Origin of the sequence: Vibrio sp. SCSIO 43155, assembly GCF_023716605.1 — a bacterium.
GTDB classification, from domain to species: Bacteria; Pseudomonadota; Gammaproteobacteria; order Enterobacterales; family Vibrionaceae; genus Vibrio; species Vibrio harveyi.
Map to the genome: position 1 here is coordinate 1970668 of NZ_CP071852.1, position 19969 is coordinate 1990636.

The following is a 19969-nucleotide window of genomic DNA, read 5'->3' on the forward strand; positions in this document are numbered from 1 at the left end:
AACGCTACGGCTCTCTATTCAGCGCTAGCTTGGAAAAGCACATCTAGTTCGGTTTGTGCTTTTAGCAAATTCTCTAAAGGCAAAAACAGAGGCTCCGGAAGCTTGTCTAAGTCAAACCATTTCCATTGCTTACACTTCTCCGGTTCAGCGACCTGAGGCTCTCCAACCTCACATGAAGCAGCAACAAACAAAGTGACATAGTGCTTACCCTCTTTCTCGAAAACATCATTCGTGAAGCTCAACTTCTTAAAAGACCCAACAACTAAGCCGGTTTCTTCGAGTGTTTCGCGCTTAGCACAATCTTCAATAGATTCACCCCATTCAAGGTGTCCTCCGGGTGTAGCCCAAGTATGAGCCCCGTGTGAGCCAATACGTTCACCAAGTAGCACTCGTCCTTCGCGCACAATCACTGCCGCGACACCTACTCTTACTGCTTTATCCAATCTAATCCCCTTTTTAATTACTGCATAACGCCGCAATACTTTGCTATGTATTTAATACCGATAGAAAAGCATCCTGCTACAACGAGTAATGTTGCCTAAGCGCCTGCCATAACGCTGTTTTGTATCAATGCAAAACCAAAAATCAACAGTCCAAATGCTTGGCAACCTGCCCTAATGCGTATGTAGATTTCTTCGTTATCTCGCTTATCGAAATGGTCGATGATTTCTACCAAACAGTAAATACAGCCAAGTATAAAGGCAGCAAAAGCGATGTATATGGCATCACCGTGTAGCGTTACCTCTGTACGCCTTCCTAAAAACACATATAACTCGCCGGAATAGATGCCATAAGCGCCATACACCACCAGAAAGACGCCGACTACTAAGTTGAGGACTAACTTATGTTTAGGGAACGAGTTAGGAACATGTTTTTCTCCCGCTTTTCTATTTTTCTGTATGAAAAAATCAGTAAACATAGTTATTCCTAAATTAAGTTGGAACGTAAGTGGTATCGCGACATCAATCGTTGATTAAATTGCCACATTACACATTTCTAGGGAGGTCTGTGGAGAACGATGACAATCTAAGAGCGAAACCTTTCATTTCCCTCTCTCTTAAACGCCACTATGTACCTAAACACTCTAAACCTTGTTGCGTAGCGCATATTATTGAACACAAAAAAGAATATCTACTCGCAATTCATTCTTTTGGGCTATAGATTCAATTTCAACGTTTATGTTTATAAAATATTTAAATGAAAATGAAAAACAATAACTTTAAGAAACTACGAACTGCATTACTTCTTACGCTTACCACTTCAATGATGGGTTGTTCTTCTTTGGATACTCACCTTGTGGGAGGGTATGGAGCGCCGTTTTCAGGAACAACACTGGCAGTCGCGTCCCAACCTTGCGCTTTTAGAAACGACTCGGTGGTCGACTATGTCTTTTACCCTTTGACTTTCATCGACATCCCGCTCTCTTTAGCAGCAGATGTCGTCTTTCTTCCGGTTGATTTAGCAATGGTGTTTACGCCAACGACGGACTATCGATTTGCATTAACACAAGGCTGTGGCACACATAGCATGATCTAAAGTTTGTTGTTAACTCGACAGCTAGCATTTTTATAAAAGCCCTACACATAAGGAACCAGACGCAGATAAACATGTCTATTAATGCGGTTCATTAATCAGGTAAATTTATGTGTGTTAAGTTAACAAAAATGGTTCTCCCTTTTCTATTGCTGCCGGGAGCGCCCGTTTACAGCGCAGAAACAACCAACGTTACACTTGTGGGTGACTCGATTCACTACACCGGTACATTAACCTCCGAAGCAAACGACGCTGTTGTGGAAATCTATGCCGATGCGGTAGTGAAACCAACCACTCTTGTGATCTCAAGTGACGGCGGTGATGTGGAGCTGGGAATGGCCTTAGGTGAATGGGTTTTTGCAAATAAAATAGATATTGAAGTCAACGACTATTGCCTTTCCTCTTGTGCAAACTATGTATTTACCGCAGGCAAAAACAAATATATATCAAACAAAGCAATTATCGGTTTTCACGGAGGCTTAAGCAGTCAGGAGTTTGATACCTCAGATATTGAGGCTTCATTTAAGGACTTACCCAAAAGACAAAGGGAAGAAGAAATTCAAAAAGTCTTACATGAAATGCAAACGTATATTGGCAAAACTAAGGAAAAAGAAGATTCGTTCTTCAAAAAAATCAAAGTAAAACAAGAAATAACAACCCTTGGTCAATCTCCCCGCTACGATAGTTTTTCAGATTCGGATTACTCCGGTTGGACCTATAACCCAAACGATTATTCGAAACTTGGAGTGAAAAACGTTTTTGTTAAACAGCCACCTTGGGAACTCGAACAACTCAAAAAATTTGGAAAAGTTTTTATAGTCGAAGTCGAATAAACTTCTCGCTAAAGCCCTGAAAAATAGCACCGGGAAAACCCGAGAATAAGAGATATCTAGGCTTGATAGTGCATTCAATCAAGCCTAGCTACGAGATACGCTTCAAACCTCTATTGCCAGGTAGAAATAATCTGTCTCAGCTTACGTTCTTGTCTTAGTGCTTCAAACCAAAAACCACCACAAGTCAACGCGATTCCAAACAAAAACATCCCGAGTGGTATGAGCAAAGGTAAGCTAAAAGTATCAACACTCAGAAGAATGTAAATACCGGCACCTCCGGTAACGGCAAGCCAGAACAACATAAAACACATCACAAACAAATTTAACCGCATGGAGACGCACACCCGAGTACTATCTTTATTCGCCTCTACCTTTCCCTTCATAACAGGTAAAAATGAATTTCTGTAACGAATGTTTCCCACAAGATCGAAGCCCGTTTCGTCTACCTTTCCACAAAATGCTGAAGAGGAACTAGGCTTGAAAAAAGCTCGTTCTGATGTGTTTTCTTGTATTCGCTTTAAAACTTCAGGTGCAGACAAGAACGTATCGATTTGAAACCTATTATAGGGAATTAACTTCATAATGATCTCTATATTGAACATATACCCAAGTGACTTCAAGATGCTGGATTCAGAGCGTTGTCATTGATTCGAGTGCAAGGAAAACAACGAAGCGGAATAGCACGCTCTTTCCAAGTTGTTTGACGTAGCAATCGGGTCGATGACACGCTCCCAGAGGGCCCTCTTTGCAAATAGTAAGGGCCTTTGTTTGTATACTTTGTTGCCGATTCTTGATTTAGACCCACTAAGCCTTCAAATCGCCGCTGCGTCTACAAACCAAGTCATTCTCGCTGACCCAAGCACCTCGAGGTTACTTGGGTATATCATTCAAAACTACTCAAAAATGCCACACGTTGCGAATCAACATTAAAAAACTGTATCCATTCAAACTTGAGAAATAATGGTTTACCACCCTTATAACATTGAAATAATTGATAATTTCCAGATTTATTATTGAATATTCCAATTGCCGCAAAATAAGCTTGAGCGATTGTGGAGGTAAACCGTTCACCTCCGCTTGACCTTTACCTTGGGTGAAGCCCTAGCCTTTCTTTATCAGGTAATGAGAAAGGGGATTTCTTATGGGCATGTGTCATCACAACGGTTCAGATGTTTCTGAAACCAAGCCAATTTGGCGAATACTACTCATCCTAAGTTCAATCGTTCTATTGCTCGTTTTGTTGTTTGGATAAAAGGCGGAATGGCATGTGAAAGTTGCGTACGTCAGGATATCTCACTCGATGAATCACGCATCTGAACATCGAATAGCGGAGAACTGCGCCTTAGAGGGAAATTTGCGCGATTTAACAAATTTCAGGTAAAGAAAAGCCCACCTAAAAAGGTGGGCGCTTCTTTAAATTTGGTGGGTCCGGGCGAACTCGAATCGCCGACCCCTACCATGTCAAGGTAGTACTCTAACCAACTGAGCTACGGACCCAAATTTTATGTTCGGCATACTTTGGTTTTAGTATGGCTTTAAGGAGTGGTGGGTCCGGGCGAACTCGAATCGCCGACCCCTACCATGTCAAGGTAGTACTCTAACCAACTGAGCTACGGACCCATTCCTTAAGAACGAGAAGGATATTAGCTATATCCCATTGGGGGTGCAAGCATAAATTCACTAACTTTGAATCGTTTGGCGAAAATCTAAACTCAACACCCGTTTTCAGATGATTTTATCGTCAAGGCTCGACCTGAACGGTGTTAAAAGTGTGATCTACTTAACTTTTGTTGTTTGACCTAATTGTCGTAAGGCACTTCACTGAGCATCCAAATTTGCAAAACTTGCGATACGTTTGGGCAATCGCCAAACAAAATTTGGTATTTAGGCTCAAATGGTTCACCAATAAACGTCGTACGTATCAACTTGCCCGTTTTGAGATCCACTTGAGTACTGACTCGCCCTTTGAAATTTTGAAAAATCGCAAACTGCTCACTGTGGTAAACCATCTGTTCACGATAAAACAAGAAGTGATCCTGAGGTGTATCTGTTAATTGGCATTCAAGTGGTTTGAGTGACTGCTGTGCATGGCTACTGAACGTGAGCAGTAGTGCTGAAAGAATCCATCCATATCGCATAACGCTTCCCTATTCTTCTTTCTTTATCAAAGTATAGGAGCTACCAGAATGGATGCTGCGAAGTGCTCTTCTTTGTTCAACGGTAAAACAAAAAAGGCTTCAACTAATCCAGTTGAAGCCTCTCTCTATTTCACTATCTAGGGAACAAAATGCTTATTCGTCTTCGGTATCAAACACTACATTGTAGTTTTCTGTGTAGGTGCAGTTTGGTTGACGGCTACAAGTGAAGAAGCGTCGGCCTTTAAACTCACCTTGGCTTGCGGTTCTGATGATCATCGGACTGCCACACTTTTTGCAAAAGCGGATTTCTTTGTCCGGCTCAATCAGATCAATGTGTGCTGCCAATAAACGACGTAAACGCCCCACTTGGTAACTGTGTTTTACCGATGCACCAATCAAAGGAAGGTTCGCCGATTTACACACGTGCATCAACAGTTTTTGGCGCTCGACTTTGCCTTTATGCAATTGCTGACCATTATCAAGCTCAATAATTACACGAGGTTCAAGCGTTCTAGGATCGCAGATAACGTAATCAAAGTAGCTGCGTGAAATTCGGTTACTGGCAATGAAGAACTGCTTCTTATTTTTGACTTCTTTTGGTGCGATCAGCGTTGCCATGTTTACTTTGGCAAACACCACTGCGTGATCACCAACCGCTGCTCTCAAGGCATTAAAAAACGCCCCTTCCTGCCCTTTTAATAGTGGACCTTTCGAACGATATGGGAAGTCTCGCGTGTCATCGTTTTTGATCACGTACTTTTGAATGATAAAGAAGAAAACAACAAGAAGAACAACAATGATAAAGATGTTGGTCATAGATAAAGTGCGCCCAAAACAACTAGTTACTCAAAGCCTAAATGGAAATTCTAACCAGAGCAACAAAACCGGTAAATTTTGCGGAGTGATAATAACAGCCGCAAAGCTTTTGAGCACGATTTACGTTAATCAAACAAGAACAAAAACGGGCTCCGTCAAGAGCCCGTTTGTTATTCGTTAAAATATAGAGAAAGTACTAACTGTTTGCGTCGGGTTGGTTTTCTGGCATGGCATCAATAAACGCAGGCAGCTGATTACATGCTTCTACAATCGAGCTAATTACCGGATAAGGAGTCATATCCACCCCAAAACGTAATGCATTGTACACTTGAGGCACTAAGCAAATATCAACAACAGAGGGAGAGTCAGTCACACTGTAGATACAGTTTCCATGTTGTTGTCGATGCTGATTTAGCTTCTCTTCAAATGCTGTAAAGCCTTGGTTAACCCAATGATGAATCCACTCAACTTTCGTCTCTTGATCACACGACAGCTGCCCTTCTAGGTACTGCAACACGCGCAAGTTATTGAGTGGGTGGACCTCCATCGCGATATCCTGAGCCATAGCCAAAGCTTGGTAACGAAGCGGCGATGGTTCTGGAACCACTCGAACTTGCGGATATTGCTCATCGAGATACTGAATGATGGCAAGAGATTGGTTGAGTTGAATACCACCATCCACCAGCACTGGCACAAGCTCAAAGGCGTTTAACTCATGGTACTCCGCGCTATGCTGCTCGCCGCCATTACGAACCAAGTGGACCGATTTAGACTCGTAACTCAAGGCTTTTAAGTTTAAACAAATGCGAACTCGATAAGCCGCAGAAGACCGCCAATAGCCATAGAGGGTGATGTTATCGCTCATACTTCCCTTACCTCTCACTCTCAGTGTTTTAGGTATTGGCTGACTTGCTGATCAATCGCACCAAAGATCGAGTTGCCATCTGCGTCAAACATCTCTAGCTTGATTGAGTCACCAAACGACATAAAGCTCGTCGACGGTTTGCCATCACGAATGGTTTCAATCATGCGCACTTCTGCAATGCACGAGTAGCCTACGCCCCCCTCTTCGATAGAGGTACCATGCTCCGTGCCCTGCTTGTTCGATACTGTGCCCGAGCCAATGATTGCACCTGCAGAAAGTGGACGTGTTTTGCTGGCATGGACAATCAAGTCAGCGAAATCAAACGTCATATCTATGCCTGCATTCGGGCAACCAAATGGGGCATTGTTGTAGGTTGAAACAAGCGGCAGATGCACTTTGTTCTCATACCATGCTTCACCCAGCTCATCTGGCGTTACTGCAACAGGAGAAAACGCTGAAGACGGTTTTGATTGGAAGAAACCAAAGCCTTTCGCCAGCTCCGCCGGAATCAAACCACGCAACGATACATCGTTAACTAGCATGATAAGACGAATTGAATCTTGTGCTTCTGCAATGCTTGCTCCCATCGGCACGTCACCGGTGATCACGGCAACTTCACCTTCGAAGTCGATGCCCCACTCGTCGCTGGCAAATTCGATGTTGTCGCAAGGACCAATAAATGCATCAGAACCACCTTGATACATCAAAGGGTCGGTCCAGAAGCTTTCTGGCATTTCCGCACCGCGCGCTTTACGCACTAATTCGACGTGATTGACGTAAGCACTGCCATCCGCCCATTGATAGGCGCGAGGCAATGGTGACTCTAGATAGTGGGATTCAAACTCTTCACTTCCTGAAACCGAACCATTGTTTAGCGCGTTATAAAGCTCTTCCAGTTGTGGAGCGACTTTATCCCAGTTATCTAATGCCACTTGCATGGTTGGTGCGAGATGCATCGCGTGGAAAATTTCGGTTGCCGGAACACATTGTGTCAGGTCTTTGCTCACGACCATCAACAGACCATCGCGAGAGCCATTTTTCTTGGTTGCTAATTTCATCCTTGCCCCTTACTTCTCTTGCCAGCTATAGACGTATTCTTTGTTTTCAACCTTATCGAGCTCGTCAGAAAACTCGAGTGCATGGCGTGTATCAATCATCACTGCCACTTCATCGGTAAACTTCTTCTTATATTCCTGACCCGCTTTGAACGCTTTCGGGTGAGGACCGTGGGTAAAGCCTGCCGGATGGAAAGTCACCATACCTGCTTCTATGTTGTCACGGCTAAAGAAATCCCCTGCGTGGTAGAACAGTACCTCGTCATAATCGTCATTGTTATGATAGAACGGCACCTTCAGAGCACCAGGATCACTCTCGATTGGACGAGGTACAAACGTACACACCACAAATCCAGCACCAACAAACGTAGTGTGAGCAGAAGGCGGTAAGTGATAACGATGCGACATCAAAGGTCGAATATCACGCCAGTTAACTTTCACCACCGCCAAGTCACCGTGCCAGCCAATCGCATCAAGCGGGTTGAATGGGTAAGTAATCACGCTGACTTTGTCATGGCGCTTCACATGAACTTGAGTTTGATCTTCTGAGTATTGCGCGCGGAATTCGTCGTTAATTGACGGCGTTTCCAAAACCGCAGGGTCGAATACAGCATGATTGCCCACCATGCCTTTTTCTGGCAAAGAATAAGCGGCATCGGTGTTTTCAATCATCAGAACAAACATTGGCTCGCTTGGTTCTAATCGCCAACTGGTTGAGCGTGGAATCATTACGTAATCGCCTTCGCTCACTTTGAGATGACCATAGTCGCAATAAAGGTCTGCTGTACCGTGATGGATGAACAGCAGCTCATCGCCATCGGCGTTACGCACCAAGAAGTCCATCTTCTCATCCATACGCCATACACGGATCTTACAGTTGGCGTTGTGTAGCAGATGCGGCACTGCCCAAGGCGAAATTTGACTTGCCGTTTCGACTAGGTTGAAATCGAAAGCTCGCGGACGTAAATCGCCTTCCCACTCAGACCAACCTGTCGGTGCGTGTTGATGATGAAAGTGTGCCGCAGGACCGAAGAATCCACTTCGACCTGCTTCACGTTCGTAAATTGCCTCTTCCGGGAAATCAGCATGTGCTTGCTTGGAGCACACTCCCTCCCGATGAGGGAATGTGATCCATTTATGCATCGCTTAGTACTCCTCGGCGGATTTGGTCTTCTTCAATCGATTCAAACAGGGCTTTGAAGTTACCCTCACCAAAGCCTTCGTTGCCTTTACGTTGAATGATTTCAAAAAACACAGGACCAATTACGGTCTGGGTAAAGATTTGCAGCAAGATGCCGTCTTTAGTCGGCGCGCCATCAATAAGGACTTGCAGATCACGCAATTTGCTGACGTCTTCCCCGTGTCCTTTTACGCGCTCGTCGACTTTTTCGTAGTACGTGTCTGGCGTTGGCATAAAGTCCATGCCACGATCACGTAATGTTTGAACGGTTTGGTAGATGTCATCGGTGGTCATCGCGATGTGCTGAATACCTTCACCGTTGTATTCACGGATGAACTCTTCAATCTGGGATTTGTCGTCAGAAGACTCATTGATTGGAATGCGGATCTTGCCACACGGTGCGGTCATTGCGCGGCTAACAAGCCCTGTCAGCTTACCTTCGATGTCGAAGTAACGAATCTCGCGGAAATTACCAATGCGCTCGTAGAATCCAGACCACACGTCCATGTTGCCTTGCTTCACGTTATGGGTCAGATGGTCGATTTCGTACATACCAACGTCCGCTTTCGCTAGGCGCTCGTCTGCATCGTCATAGAAACGGAAGTCAACATCGTAAATGCTCTGTTTGCCGTAACGATCCACGAAGTACAGAAGACTCTCACCAATGCCGTAAATCGCCGGAATACTCAGCTCCATCGGACCGATTTCTGTTTTGTACTCTTCACCGCCGTTATCCAGCGCTTGCTTAAGTGCTACGTTCGCGTCTTTCACACGAAATGCCATGCCACAAACGGAAGGACCGTGAACTTTAGCAAAGCCTTCTGCCTGACTGTGCGGCTGAGCATTAACGATAAAGCTGATGTCACCTTGTCGGTACAGCCAAGCCTCTTTAGAACGGTGTTTTGCGATCTCTGCAAAACCCAACGAAACAAACAGCGCTTTCAGTTGTTCAATACCTTCGCTATCCGCCGCTGTGTATTCCACAAATTCGAATCCATCCGTGCCTAATGGGTTGTAGGTGTCCACCATGACTTTCTCCTTATGTCATTGTTGTGTTTGAACATACGTTCTCGTTCGATATTTCTAACTTGGCGCAGGAGGAGGAAAATTGGAATACACGAATGGAAATCTGACTTTACGCAGTTTTAGCTATTGATTGTAAAATTTATGTTACAGCAAATTTAAACATCGCAAACGTTTACGACAACCATAAGGAAAGCAAGTTATATCAATGTATTATCATATCCCTCATCAATTTACACACCCCACCCAAATGTAAACGGTTTGTTACCATGGCTAAATTTATGGGCAGTAACGCGCATTTATCATGCAAACAACGTCAATATTAGTTTGTTTATATGGAATGATGGACGATAAATGTTAGTATGATTTTTTAATCACAATACTGGCAATAGTTATGGCACGCCGAACACACGAAGATACCCAGATCACCATCAACACCATTCTCGATGTGGCAACAGAGCAGTTGATCACGCTTGGTTACGAGAAAATGTCTTACACAACGTTGAGTGAACAAACAGGTATATCGAGGACGGGGATAAGCCACCACTTTGCAAAGAAAGCCGACATCCCGCGCGCCCTGCAAGGTAGACTACTTAAGATGATGATGGATAAACTCGACCTCTCTAACAACGAAGTCACTTTTATCCAAAGTTGGAAAACTCGCTTAGAAGACGCCGAGTTCATGGCGATTTGGCGTTTGGCATTCTTGATGACAGTTTGTGAACATCACACACCTTATCTCTGTGACTTCCAAAGTCAGGTAGAAGCGGTTACCTCTTTTAAGCTAAGCAAAGACAGTCAACGCACTATTGAATGGCTGATCGGATTAACCCTATTGACTCTTCACAGTGACAAATAGAAAAGAACCATCAAAAAAGCCGAGCACCCTGCCCGGCTTTCTTGTTTTTGTTTTTTTAGTTATCAAGAATAATCCGTTAATAGAATTCTAATTAAAGCGACCGAACCCTTTGCAGAGTTCGGTCTATCCAGAAAGGCAGTACGAGAGGACATGAATAAACAGAGATTGTATTAATCCACATTTGTGATATTGCTTCAATAAATAGACGGTAAATTACAATCCACTCTACAGATATATTGGTAACTTTTCATCAGTTACAAAAATAGCTCGACTCTGTACATAAATGCAGCATCAATTCTGTTAAATCATATATTTTCCATCTCTCATTAAATTCGTCAAAAGCTCATACTATACTCAAGTAACCTCGAGATGCTTGGTTCAGCGAGAATGACTTGGTTTGTAGACGCGGCGGCGATTTGAAGGCTTAGTGGGTCTAAACATTGATTGACTAAGTAAACTCGCTTTTAACTCGCTTTCGCATATTTCTACATTCATTGTGTACTTTCGTGACCGCCGCATCAGATCCGGTAATTAGCAGGTCAGAATAATGTCAGGCAGAGGCGTTTTTTGATTCAAGACAGCTTTCACTCGGATTAGCTGTGTAATAAGAGGTGTTCTGTTCCCTTTCGGGCTCGCACTCTATACCGCTGCGGTCTCGACCAAGAAAGAAAGAGACATCCAAATGACACAAATTAATCAAGAACGTCTAGTTGAACATTTCTGCCAACTGGTTCGCATCGACAGCGAATCTATGAATGAAAAACAAATTGCAGAAACTCTGGCTGAGCAACTGGGCGAACTAGGCTTTACGGTTCACAAGCTTCCTGTACCAGAACACATTTCTAACGGCTTTAACGTGTACGCACGTCTAGAAGGTAAGAAAGAAGGCTCTATCCTAATGAGCTGCCACATGGATACAGTAACGCCTGGCATCGGCATTGAGCCGATCATCGAAGATGGCATCATTCGCTCTAAAGGCAATACGATCCTAGGTGGTGACGACAAATCAGGCATCGCAGCGATCATGGAAGCGGTTCGCTGCATCCAAGCTGAAAACCTAGAGCACAAAACGCTAGAGCTTGCTTTCACTGTGCATGAAGAAGGCGGTTTGTTCGGCTCTGAGTACTTCGACATGACGCACGTAACGTCTAACGAAGCGATCGTACTGGATACAGGCGGTCCTATCGGCACTATCGTGACTGCGGCACCTGGTCAGCAAAAAATCGTTGCGACAATCAAAGGTCGCCCTGCACACGCGGGTCTAGCACCTGAAGAAGGCATCAGCGCAATCATGGTAGCGGCAGATGCAATCAACCAGATGAAACTGCTTCGTATCGACGAAGAAACCACAGCAAACATCGGTATGGTAAACGGCGGTCAAGCGACAAACATCGTGATGCCAGAACTGAAGATCGTTGCTGAAGCACGCTCTCTAAACGGTGAGAAGCTAGAAGCGCAAGTGAACCACATGATCTCTACCTTTGAGTCAGTATGTGAAAAACACGGCGCAGAAGTTGAAATCGAATCAAGCCGCGCGTACGACGCTTTTGTTATCGAAGAAGACAATGCTCACGTATCAGCAATCAAAGCGGCATTCGCTGACATGGGCATCGATGCATTTACAAAAGGCACTGGTGGCGGTAGCGACGCAAACAACTTCAACAAGAAAGGTCTAACAACGGTAAACCTTTCTACTGGTATGGCGAAAGTACACACCACTGAAGAATTCATTGCCGTTGACGACATGGTGAAAATCACTGAGTTCGTTAAGCACTTCCTAGTGAAATAATCTAGAGAATAGAGCGCAACTTACGCTGAATGTGAAACGCTAACACTGATCCCCTTCTTGCTTCGAGCATGAAGGGGATTTTTCGTTTCTATCCGCTTTATTCTCCTCACTCTCTTCATTCTCTTTGACCTGCCCTCTTGGCTGATAACCTGACTGTGCCAAGTCGGTATAAATTCATGGATTGAAATTCTATTGGCTCACTTTTTGAGACCAAAAAGCTCAGCTTTCAACACCCTGTTACAGGTATGTTAAAACTCGATTGTCTGAACAATTTATACAATATACATTCAACTCACCTTCAAGGATGAATCGAGTGAGGAAAGGATGAAACTACCCAAGCTACTTTTGTTGGCATCTATCATGAGCCCAATGTTTGCCGCTCCGGCTTACGCCGTGCCGTACCCATCGGGCGTGACACTCGCCGAAGCACAAGAGATCACGCTTAATAACGGTGCAGAAGTGACGTCTATCGATCCGGCGAAGCAAGCAGCTGAGCCCGCATTTAACCTTGGTCGAGACTTGTTCGAAGGGTTAACCATTCAAGACAAACAAGGAAAAACCATTCCCGGCGTTGCGAAATCTTGGTCGGTGAACGACAACAATACGGTCTACACCTTTCAGCTTCGTGATGCAAAATGGTCGAATGGTGACAATGTCACTGCACAAGACTTTGTCTACAGTTGGCAGCGCCTACTCGACCCCAATACGGCTTCCCCTTACGCTTGGTTTGCCGCGATTCCAAACATCCAAAACTCACAAGCGATTATGAAAGGCGAAGCAACACCGCACACACTTGGCGTAAAAGCACTGGATGACAAAACCTTCCAAGTGACGCTTGAAAAGCCAATTCCATTTTTTATCAAGCTGCTTAGCCATCCGGTTCTTGCTCCAGTGCATAAAGCCACGGTTGAAAAGTACGGCAGCAACTGGACGCAACCAAAACACATTGTTACTAATGGCGCGTTTACCGTTTCTGAGTGGAAGGTAAACGAAAAAATGGTGATGGTGAAAAATCCATATTATTGGGACGCAAGCAACGTCGTGTTGGATAAAATCACGTGGCTGCCGATTGGTGATGCCAATGTTGTGCTTAATCGCTATTTAGCGGGGGAAATAGACCAAGTGATGTCGATTCCTTCTGCGCAAAAGAAAAAGCTAATCACCAAGCTGCCACAAGAAGTCGCAGACACCAGTGCGTCACTTGGCTCGACGTTTTATTACCTCAACACCCAGCAGGGTCCAACCAAAGACCTGCGTGTTCGACAAGCCCTATCCTATGCCATTGATCGCAAGATCTTAACCGACGCAATTTTAAGAAACGGTGGTATCCCAATGTTTACCTTGGTGCCGCCACAAACCGATGGCTTTCAATCACACACCCCAGAATACGCGACATGGACAACAAATCAGCGCATCGACAAAGCCAAACGCTTATTGGCACAAGCTGGTTATAACAAAGCGAATCCACTCAAACTCACTTTCACTGTTCCTACCTTCTCTAAAGACGTGAAAATGGCAACAGCAATGGCAGGCATGTGGAAAAGCCGCTTAGGCGCGCAAATCACCATTAAACAACTCGAGCCTAAAGTGTTCTACGCATTAAAAGAGCCAACTGAAATCACTCGTGGCGGATGGACCGCAGACTACAACGAAGCTTCAACATGGCTCGATATCTTCGTCTCCAATGGCGAGTACAACGATTCACGCTACAACAACCCCACATATGATGAGTTGATGTCGCGTTCTAAAACCATGAATGATCCCTCAAAGCTGTATCTACAAGCAGAAAGCATGCTGATTGAAGATATGGCGATTATCCCGGTTTACCGTCCAGGCAACGATCAATATTTGATCAAGCCTTATGTTGGTGGCTACGAGCGTACTAACCCCGAGTCCTCGTACTACCGCAAGAATGTCTATGTGAAAGTCCACTAATGGCATGCTTTAGGCCTGAGTCGGCTCGGTAACACGCACTGACATTGCGAGTACATGGCATATCGTGTCGAACTTCTCTTCTCTCGGTGATGAGCTCAGGCCAATTTTTTCTCTTTCTCGACGTGACGACATGTGACGTCGCATGACCAAAGGATGATGGATCATGATTTGGTACATTCTCAGACGATTAGCCATCGCGATTCCGACGTTGTTGTTTATCGCTTTGGTCTCTTTTTGGTTGATGCATATCGCACCCGGTGGACCGTTTGACATGGAGCGTCCTATGCCGGAAGTGGTTCGCGCTAACATCGAAGCCAAATTTCACCTCGACGAACCATTTTTGGTTCAGTTCTGGATTTATATTACCAACTTCGCTCAAGGTGATTTAGGACCAAGCTTTGTCTATCAAGACTTTACGGTGACTCAGTTGGTCGCTCAATCTTGGCCGGTCTCTGCCCTACTTGGCGTTCTGTCTTTTTGTATCTCAGTACCACTTGGTATGTTGCTCGGCACCATTGCTGCGTTAAAACGCAATAGCCGCTTAGATTACGGGTTGATGACCCTTTCCATGACGGGTGTTGTTGTGCCTGCATTCGTCCTCGCGCCAGTATTGGTGACGATATTTGCGATTCATTTAGGTTGGCTACCTGCCGGTGGTTGGGAAGGAGGACAACTCGCTTTTCTCGTTCTACCAGTGTTAAGTCTTGCGATTGGCTCTATCGCCAGTATTGCTCGTGTTATGCGCGGTGCCATGATTGAAACACTGAATCAACCTTATATTCGTACTGCAAAAGCCAAAGGGTTATCGACCGCATACATCTTGTTCCACCATGCACTGCGACCGTCATTGATTCCCGTAGTCGCCATGCTGGGTCCAGCTTTTGTTTCGGTTGTCACAGGCTCGGTCATCATCGATATCTTTTTTGGTACTGGCGGTATGGGACAACACTTTGTCTCCGGCGCACTCAATCGCGATTACGGCTTAGTCATGGGTATTACTCTCATCGTTGCTTCACTGACGATTTTTTTCAACCTTGTGGTCGACTTGCTCTACACCGTTATCGACCCGCGTATCCGAGTTTAGGAGCCGAGCATGTTATCGATTAAAAAGCTGGATACTCAATCCTTACAAGACCGAGTTGTTGATAATATCGAAGCCGTAGAAGGTCGAAGTCTATGGCAAGACGCGTGGACTCGCTTTCGCAGAAATCGTGCGGCAATGACCTCCGTTTACGTGCTTGCATTCATCATCTTGTGTATCACCTTTGGCCCTTCACTTGCTGCCTTTGGACATGATGAGATTGATTGGAATATCCTTGCTGACCCGTACGAGTTGGGGAAACCCTCTTTGAGCAGCGGGCATTATTTTGGTACCGACGACCTAGGACAAGACCTGTTTGCCCGCACGATGCAAGGTGGTCGCCTGTCGATTTTAGTTGGCTTTGTTGGTGCCTTGGTTGCCGTTGTGATTGGCACTATTTGGGGCAGTATTTCCGGCTATCTTGGTGGTGTGGTAGACAGCGTAATGATGCGCATCATCGAAGTGATCGACTCAGTGCCATTTATGTTCATGGTCATCCTGTTCGTAACCTTATTTGGCAACAACATCTATCTGATCTTTATCGTGATTGGCATGGTGTCATGGCTGGGTATTGCCCGAGTGGTAAGGGGCGTAACCTTCGGTATCAAAAAGCGCGAATTTATTGAAGCAGCGCATTCTATCGGCGTATCTAAATTCACCATTGTGCGCCGTCATGTGTTGCCAAATGTGCTTGGGATCGTGATGGTCTACTCCTCCTTAATGGTGCCCGGCTTCATCATGTTTGAATCCTTCTTGAGTTTCTTAGGCTTAGGTGTTCAACCGCCAGATACCAGTTGGGGAATCTTGATTTCAGAAGGCGCAAAAACCATCGACGTGGCATTGTGGATGCTACTTTTCCCATCGCTGTTTTTGGTCGCAACCCTGTTTTGTTTTAACTTCATCGGCGATGGCTTACGCGACGCCCTTGACCCGAAAGATCGATAAGGACCTCCCATGCTATCAATTGAAAACATGAACGTGCGCTTCGATACGCCAGACGGACAAGTGCAAGCGGTCAGCAACCTCTCCTACGCGATTCAAGCGGGAGAAACGCTGGGCATCGTTGGCGAGTCCGGCTCAGGCAAAAGCCAATCGGTGTTTGCGCTAATGGGGCTAACAGCTGATAACGGGAACGTCTCGGGCGAAGCACGTTTTCATGGCGAGAACTTACTCGCGATGTCGAAGAAGCAGCTCAACCGCATTCGCGCAGAGAAAATCGGCATGATCTTTCAAGATCCGATGACCTCTCTTAACCCGTTTATGAAGATTGGCAAACAACTCAGTGAAGTGCTGATGGTGCACAAAGGAATGAGCCGAAAACAAGCCATTGCAGAATCCATTCAGATGCTAGATGCAGTGCGGATTCCTTCTCCGGAAACGCGCATGAACCAATATCCACACGAGCTTTCTGGCGGTATGCGCCAACGTGTGATGATTGCCATGGCGTTGTTGTGTAAACCGGAACTGCTTATTGCCGATGAGCCCACAACAGCACTCGACGTGACAGTACAAGCGCAAATCCTGATGCTGTTGCGTGAGTTACAACAGGAGTTCAACACTGCCATCTTGCTCATCACTCACGATATGGGCGTAGTCGCTGAAATGTGTGACCGAGTTTTAGTCATGTACGGCGGACAGAAAATGGAACAAGCAGATACGGACACGTTATTCGCCCAGCCAGCTCACCCGTATACCCAAGGGCTTCTAAAGGCGATCCCATCGATTACAGAAGATATGCCTCGCTTGCCAACCATTGCAGGTAACCCACCGAGCGCTCTGATTAATCACAAAGGCTGCCCGTTTAGAGATCGCTGTGACTATCGTGAACCACGTTGCCAAACACAAACACCTCGGTTCGCTCCCCTTAACGGACGCCAATCCATTGCCTGTCATGTCAAAGCGCAGGGCAGTATTTCTCTTATTCATCAATCGGCTTAAGGAAACGTTATGACCCAGCAAGAAGTGTTACTGTCTGCCCGCGACCTGAAAGTCCACTTTCCAGTATCGCGCCATATCATTCCTAGTCGAAGAAAGATCGTCAAAGCGGTGAATGGCATTGACTTAGATGTGTACCGAGGCGAAACCCTCGGCATTGTCGGCGAATCCGGTTGCGGAAAGTCCACATTGGCGCGAGCCCTACTTCGTTTGATTGAGCCGACACATGGCACCCTGACGTGGAAAGGTGAAGATATGCGTGGCTTTGGCAAAAACGCACTCGCCCTTCGTCGTCGCGAGTTCCAGATGATATTTCAAGATCCATCAGCCAGCTTAAACCCGCGTTTAACCATTTCAGAATGCATTGCCGAACCACTACTAACGCATGAACCAAGGCTTAAACGCGCCGAAGTTGAAAAGCGAGTCATCGCCATGATGGACAAAGTAGGACTGCTCGCAAGCCAGCGAAACCGCTATCCGCATGAGTTTTCTGGGGGGCAGTGTCAACGTGTCGGCATCGCTCGTGCGTTGATTCTTAATCCCGACTTGGTGGTGTGTGATGAACCTGTTAGCGCACTTGATGTATCCATTCAGGCACAAGTGATCAATCTACTCGATGACCTCAAACATGAAATGGGGCTGACACTGGTAATGATTGCTCACGACCTCAGCGTGGTACGTCATATTAGTGATCGCGTAATGGTGATGTATCTGGGTAAGCCGATGGAAGTCGGACGTTACGACCAAGTATTTGATGATGCTAAGCACCCTTATACCAAAGCGTTGCTTTCTGCTGTGCCAATCGCCAACCCTCAATTAGCACGCAACCGCGAGATCCAATTGCTGCCCGGCGATCTCCCTTCCCCGCTCAGCCCTCCGAGCGGTTGCGTCTTTCGAACCCGATGCCCAGAAGCGACCCAACTCTGCGGGCAGCAAAGCCCTGCAAAAATCGGCTCTGAGCAACATCATATCTATTGTTCAAACATGATTTCAGGAAGTCTTTCATGAATACAACAAACTCGGTAAATCAACGCCTTTCATCGCTGCGAGATGCGATGGCAACTTATAACGTTGCAGCCTACATCGTAACAAACAACGATCCTCACAATAGCGAATACTCTGCGGATCATTGGGCTGGTCGAACATGGATTTCTGGTTTTACCGGCTCGGCAGGTAACGTTGTTATCACTGCTCAAGGTGGTGGATTATGGACCGATGGTCGTTACTACATTCAAGCTGAAGAACAGCTTCATGGTACTGGACTCAACCTATTTAAAGCGCGTCAACCAGAGACGCCAAGTATTCCCAAATGGTTAGCCAGCACGTTAGAAGCCGGTAGTACCATCGCAGTAGATGGACGCTCTATCTGTTATGCATTTTACCAAGAACTCAAACAAGCGCTTGAGCCTAAAAACATCCAGATTATCCTCGACCTCGACTTACTGACACCGATCTGGCATGACCGCCCTAGCAGACCAACTGAGATGATCTTTGAGCACCCTGTCGCCTTTGCAGGCATAGAGACCAAGCAAAAGCTGACTGACCTTCGCTCTTGGCTTGGCGACAACCGCGTTGACAGTTTGTTGGTGTCAACGTTAGACGATGTAATGTGGACGCTAAATATTCGCGGCGCAGATACTCCTTACTGCCCAGTATCTGAAGCGTATCTTGTAGTGGAACAAACGCGCGCTACCGCATTTATCGACAAGGCGAAGTTGCCTGTTGAGATAGAAAAGCAACTCAACGAGCAAGGTGTCAGCGTTCGTCATTACGACTACGTGAGCCAATATTTGAATCAGCAATGTGAAGGGCTTTCTCTTGCGTTTAACCCAAGCTACACCGACAGTTTATTGGTCAGTGCAATTGAGCAAAACGTTTCACTAAAGCCTATGGCTTGCCCGGCCACCGACATGAAAGCCAGCAAAAACCCGACCGAGCTAGCCAATCTCGAACAATCATTGAAGGACGATGGTGTGGCAGTTGTCAGGTTCATGAGTTGGCTAGAAGACCAAGTCCCAAGTGGGCTTGTTACTGAATTGTCTGCTGAGGCGCAGTTAAAAAGTTATCGCCGTCAAACTCGCCATTATGTGAGCGACAGTTTTCGCACCATCGCAGGCTTTGCTGCCCATGGTGCCAAAATGCACTACGCCGCCGATGAAGAAAGTAATGCCGTCGTCAACGAAAGCAACTTCTTTCTTGTCGACTCTGGCGGTCAATACCTTGGCGGTACTACGGATATCACCCGTACTTTCCATTTCGGGTCACCGACCATTAAACAGCGCAGAGACTACACCTTAGTGCTCAAAGCGGTCATCCGACTGACTCAGACTCGATTTATGAAAGGCTCTACGGGTGCCAATCTCGACATCATGGCTCGTGGTGTATTGTGGCAACATGGCATCGATTATAAATGCGGCACGGGACATGGCGTTGGCATTTGCTTAAATGTTCATGAAGGTCCACAAAACTTTTCGCAAAGCCATCGCGAAGTGGAACTGAAACCAGGCATGGTGATCACCAACGAGCCGGGCGTGTATCGCGAAGGTGAATACGGCGTTCGTATCGAGAACATCATGAAAGTCGTGGAAGTCGAGCAAAACGAATTTGGCACATTTTACGGTTTTGAGACCATTACCCTCGCCCCGATTGCCACCAGCATGCTCGATATAACCTTACTTAGCCAAGACGAGGTGGATTGGTTAAATCACTATCACACGCAGGTTTACAAAGCGCTCAGCCCATCATTAGATGCGCATGACAAAACTTGGCTACAAGGCGCAACCCAGATGGTTGAAAAATAGCGTTTTCTTCATCTCCAATTTCATTTCAAACTCTTGTTAACTTCAAATAACTTAGTTTGATTGCCAGTCCTCGGGCTGGCTTTTTTCTTCTCACTGATTCATTCCTCGCTAAAAATCCCTTTTTTC

General features: G+C 45.8%; 19 protein-coding genes and 2 tRNA genes. 10 read left to right on the top strand and 11 right to left on the bottom strand.

Annotated features, from left to right (window positions below):
• Nucleotides 1-14: 14 nt before the first annotated feature.
• A complete protein-coding gene (locus J4N44_RS08825) occupies nt 15-443 on the bottom strand; it encodes a nucleotide triphosphate diphosphatase NUDT15 (RefSeq protein WP_005445461.1) in 429 nt (142 codons plus the stop codon).
• A gap of 95 nt (nt 444-538) precedes the next feature.
• On the bottom strand, nt 539-919 hold the full coding sequence (locus J4N44_RS08830; RefSeq protein ID WP_017190266.1) for a hypothetical protein: 381 nt from the start codon (nt 917-919) through the stop codon (nt 539-541).
• A 278-nt stretch (nt 920-1197) separates the two neighbouring features.
• Between J4N44_RS08830 and J4N44_RS08835 the strand changes: the two genes are divergently transcribed.
• Both J4N44_RS08835 and J4N44_RS08840 read left to right on the top strand, forming a co-directional pair.
• Nucleotides 1198-1536, top strand: coding sequence for a YceK/YidQ family lipoprotein (locus J4N44_RS08835; RefSeq protein ID WP_017190267.1), 339 nt, complete (start codon nt 1198-1200; stop codon nt 1534-1536).
• A 107-nt stretch (nt 1537-1643) separates the two neighbouring features.
• A complete protein-coding gene (locus J4N44_RS08840) occupies nt 1644-2366 on the top strand; it encodes a peptidase (protein WP_252044243.1) in 723 nt (240 codons plus the stop codon).
• Between the two features lie 110 nt (nt 2367-2476).
• Here J4N44_RS08840 and J4N44_RS08845 read toward each other — a convergent pair whose 3' ends face one another.
• From J4N44_RS08845 to hppD, 9 genes are all read right to left on the bottom strand, one after another.
• The gene (locus tag J4N44_RS08845; RefSeq protein WP_005445464.1) at nt 2477-2947 is read right to left on the bottom strand and encodes a hypothetical protein; all 471 of its coding nucleotides are present in this window, start codon (nt 2945-2947) and stop codon (nt 2477-2479) included.
• Between the two features lie 839 nt (nt 2948-3786).
• Nucleotides 3787-3863, bottom strand: a tRNA-Val gene (locus tag J4N44_RS08850).
• A 46-nt stretch (nt 3864-3909) separates the two neighbouring features.
• A tRNA-Val gene (locus J4N44_RS08855) sits at nt 3910-3986 on the bottom strand.
• Between the two features lie 179 nt (nt 3987-4165).
• Nucleotides 4166-4504, bottom strand: a complete 339-nt coding sequence (locus J4N44_RS08860; RefSeq protein ID WP_009697431.1) for a hypothetical protein — start codon at nt 4502-4504, stop codon at nt 4166-4168.
• Nucleotides 4505-4657: 153 nt separating this feature from the next.
• Nucleotides 4658-5320 carry a DUF2726 domain-containing protein gene (locus J4N44_RS08865; protein ID WP_009701558.1) on the bottom strand — a complete coding sequence of 221 codons (663 nt, stop codon included), beginning with the start codon at nt 5318-5320 and terminating at the stop codon, nt 4658-4660.
• Between the two features lie 196 nt (nt 5321-5516).
• On the bottom strand, nt 5517-6185 hold the full coding sequence (gene maiA, locus J4N44_RS08870; RefSeq protein ID WP_101904801.1) for a maleylacetoacetate isomerase: 669 nt from the start codon (nt 6183-6185) through the stop codon (nt 5517-5519).
• Nucleotides 6186-6205: 20 nt separating this feature from the next.
• Nucleotides 6206-7243, bottom strand: coding sequence for a fumarylacetoacetate hydrolase family protein (locus J4N44_RS08875; protein WP_252044245.1), 1038 nt, complete (start codon nt 7241-7243; stop codon nt 6206-6208).
• Between the two features lie 9 nt (nt 7244-7252).
• Nucleotides 7253-8383: a homogentisate 1,2-dioxygenase gene (locus J4N44_RS08880; RefSeq protein ID WP_005427917.1), complete on the bottom strand. Its 1131-nt coding sequence runs from the start codon at nt 8381-8383 to the stop codon at nt 7253-7255.
• Nucleotides 8376-9449: a 4-hydroxyphenylpyruvate dioxygenase gene (hppD, locus tag J4N44_RS08885; protein ID WP_005445472.1), complete on the bottom strand. Its 1074-nt coding sequence runs from the start codon at nt 9447-9449 to the stop codon at nt 8376-8378. Before hppD ends, J4N44_RS08880 begins: the two co-directional genes overlap by 8 nt.
• 388 nt (nt 9450-9837) lie before the next feature.
• Between hppD and J4N44_RS08890 the strand changes: the two genes are divergently transcribed.
• The 8 genes from J4N44_RS08890 (at nt 9838) to J4N44_RS08925 (ending at nt 19843) form a co-directional block, all read left to right on the top strand.
• Nucleotides 9838-10302, top strand: a complete 465-nt coding sequence (locus J4N44_RS08890; RefSeq protein ID WP_017190275.1) for a TetR family transcriptional regulator — start codon at nt 9838-9840, stop codon at nt 10300-10302.
• A gap of 682 nt (nt 10303-10984) precedes the next feature.
• Entirely contained in the window at nt 10985-12091 is a 1107-nt protein-coding gene (locus tag J4N44_RS08895; RefSeq protein ID WP_005445476.1) for a M20/M25/M40 family metallo-hydrolase, read from the top strand.
• Nucleotides 12092-12415: 324 nt separating this feature from the next.
• Nucleotides 12416-14026, top strand: coding sequence for a peptide ABC transporter substrate-binding protein (locus tag J4N44_RS08900; RefSeq protein WP_252044246.1), 1611 nt, complete (start codon nt 12416-12418; stop codon nt 14024-14026).
• Between the two features lie 163 nt (nt 14027-14189).
• Nucleotides 14190-15110: an oligopeptide ABC transporter permease OppB gene (gene oppB / locus J4N44_RS08905; RefSeq protein ID WP_005439957.1), complete on the top strand. Its 921-nt coding sequence runs from the start codon at nt 14190-14192 to the stop codon at nt 15108-15110.
• Nucleotides 15111-15119: 9 nt separating this feature from the next.
• On the top strand, nt 15120-16052 hold the full coding sequence (locus J4N44_RS08910) for an ABC transporter permease subunit (protein ID WP_252044248.1): 933 nt from the start codon (nt 15120-15122) through the stop codon (nt 16050-16052).
• Nucleotides 16053-16061: 9 nt separating this feature from the next.
• A complete protein-coding gene (locus tag J4N44_RS08915) occupies nt 16062-17045 on the top strand; it encodes an ABC transporter ATP-binding protein (RefSeq protein WP_252044250.1) in 984 nt (327 codons plus the stop codon).
• Between the two features lie 9 nt (nt 17046-17054).
• The gene (locus tag J4N44_RS08920; protein ID WP_252044252.1) at nt 17055-18050 is read left to right on the top strand and encodes an ABC transporter ATP-binding protein; all 996 of its coding nucleotides are present in this window, start codon (nt 17055-17057) and stop codon (nt 18048-18050) included.
• Nucleotides 18047-19843 (top strand): aminopeptidase P family protein, encoded by a 1797-nt coding sequence (locus J4N44_RS08925; protein WP_252044254.1) that lies wholly within the window; start codon nt 18047-18049, stop codon nt 19841-19843. The genes J4N44_RS08920 and J4N44_RS08925 overlap by 4 nt, the downstream gene beginning before the upstream one ends.
• Nucleotides 19844-19969: the final 126 nt, after the last annotated feature.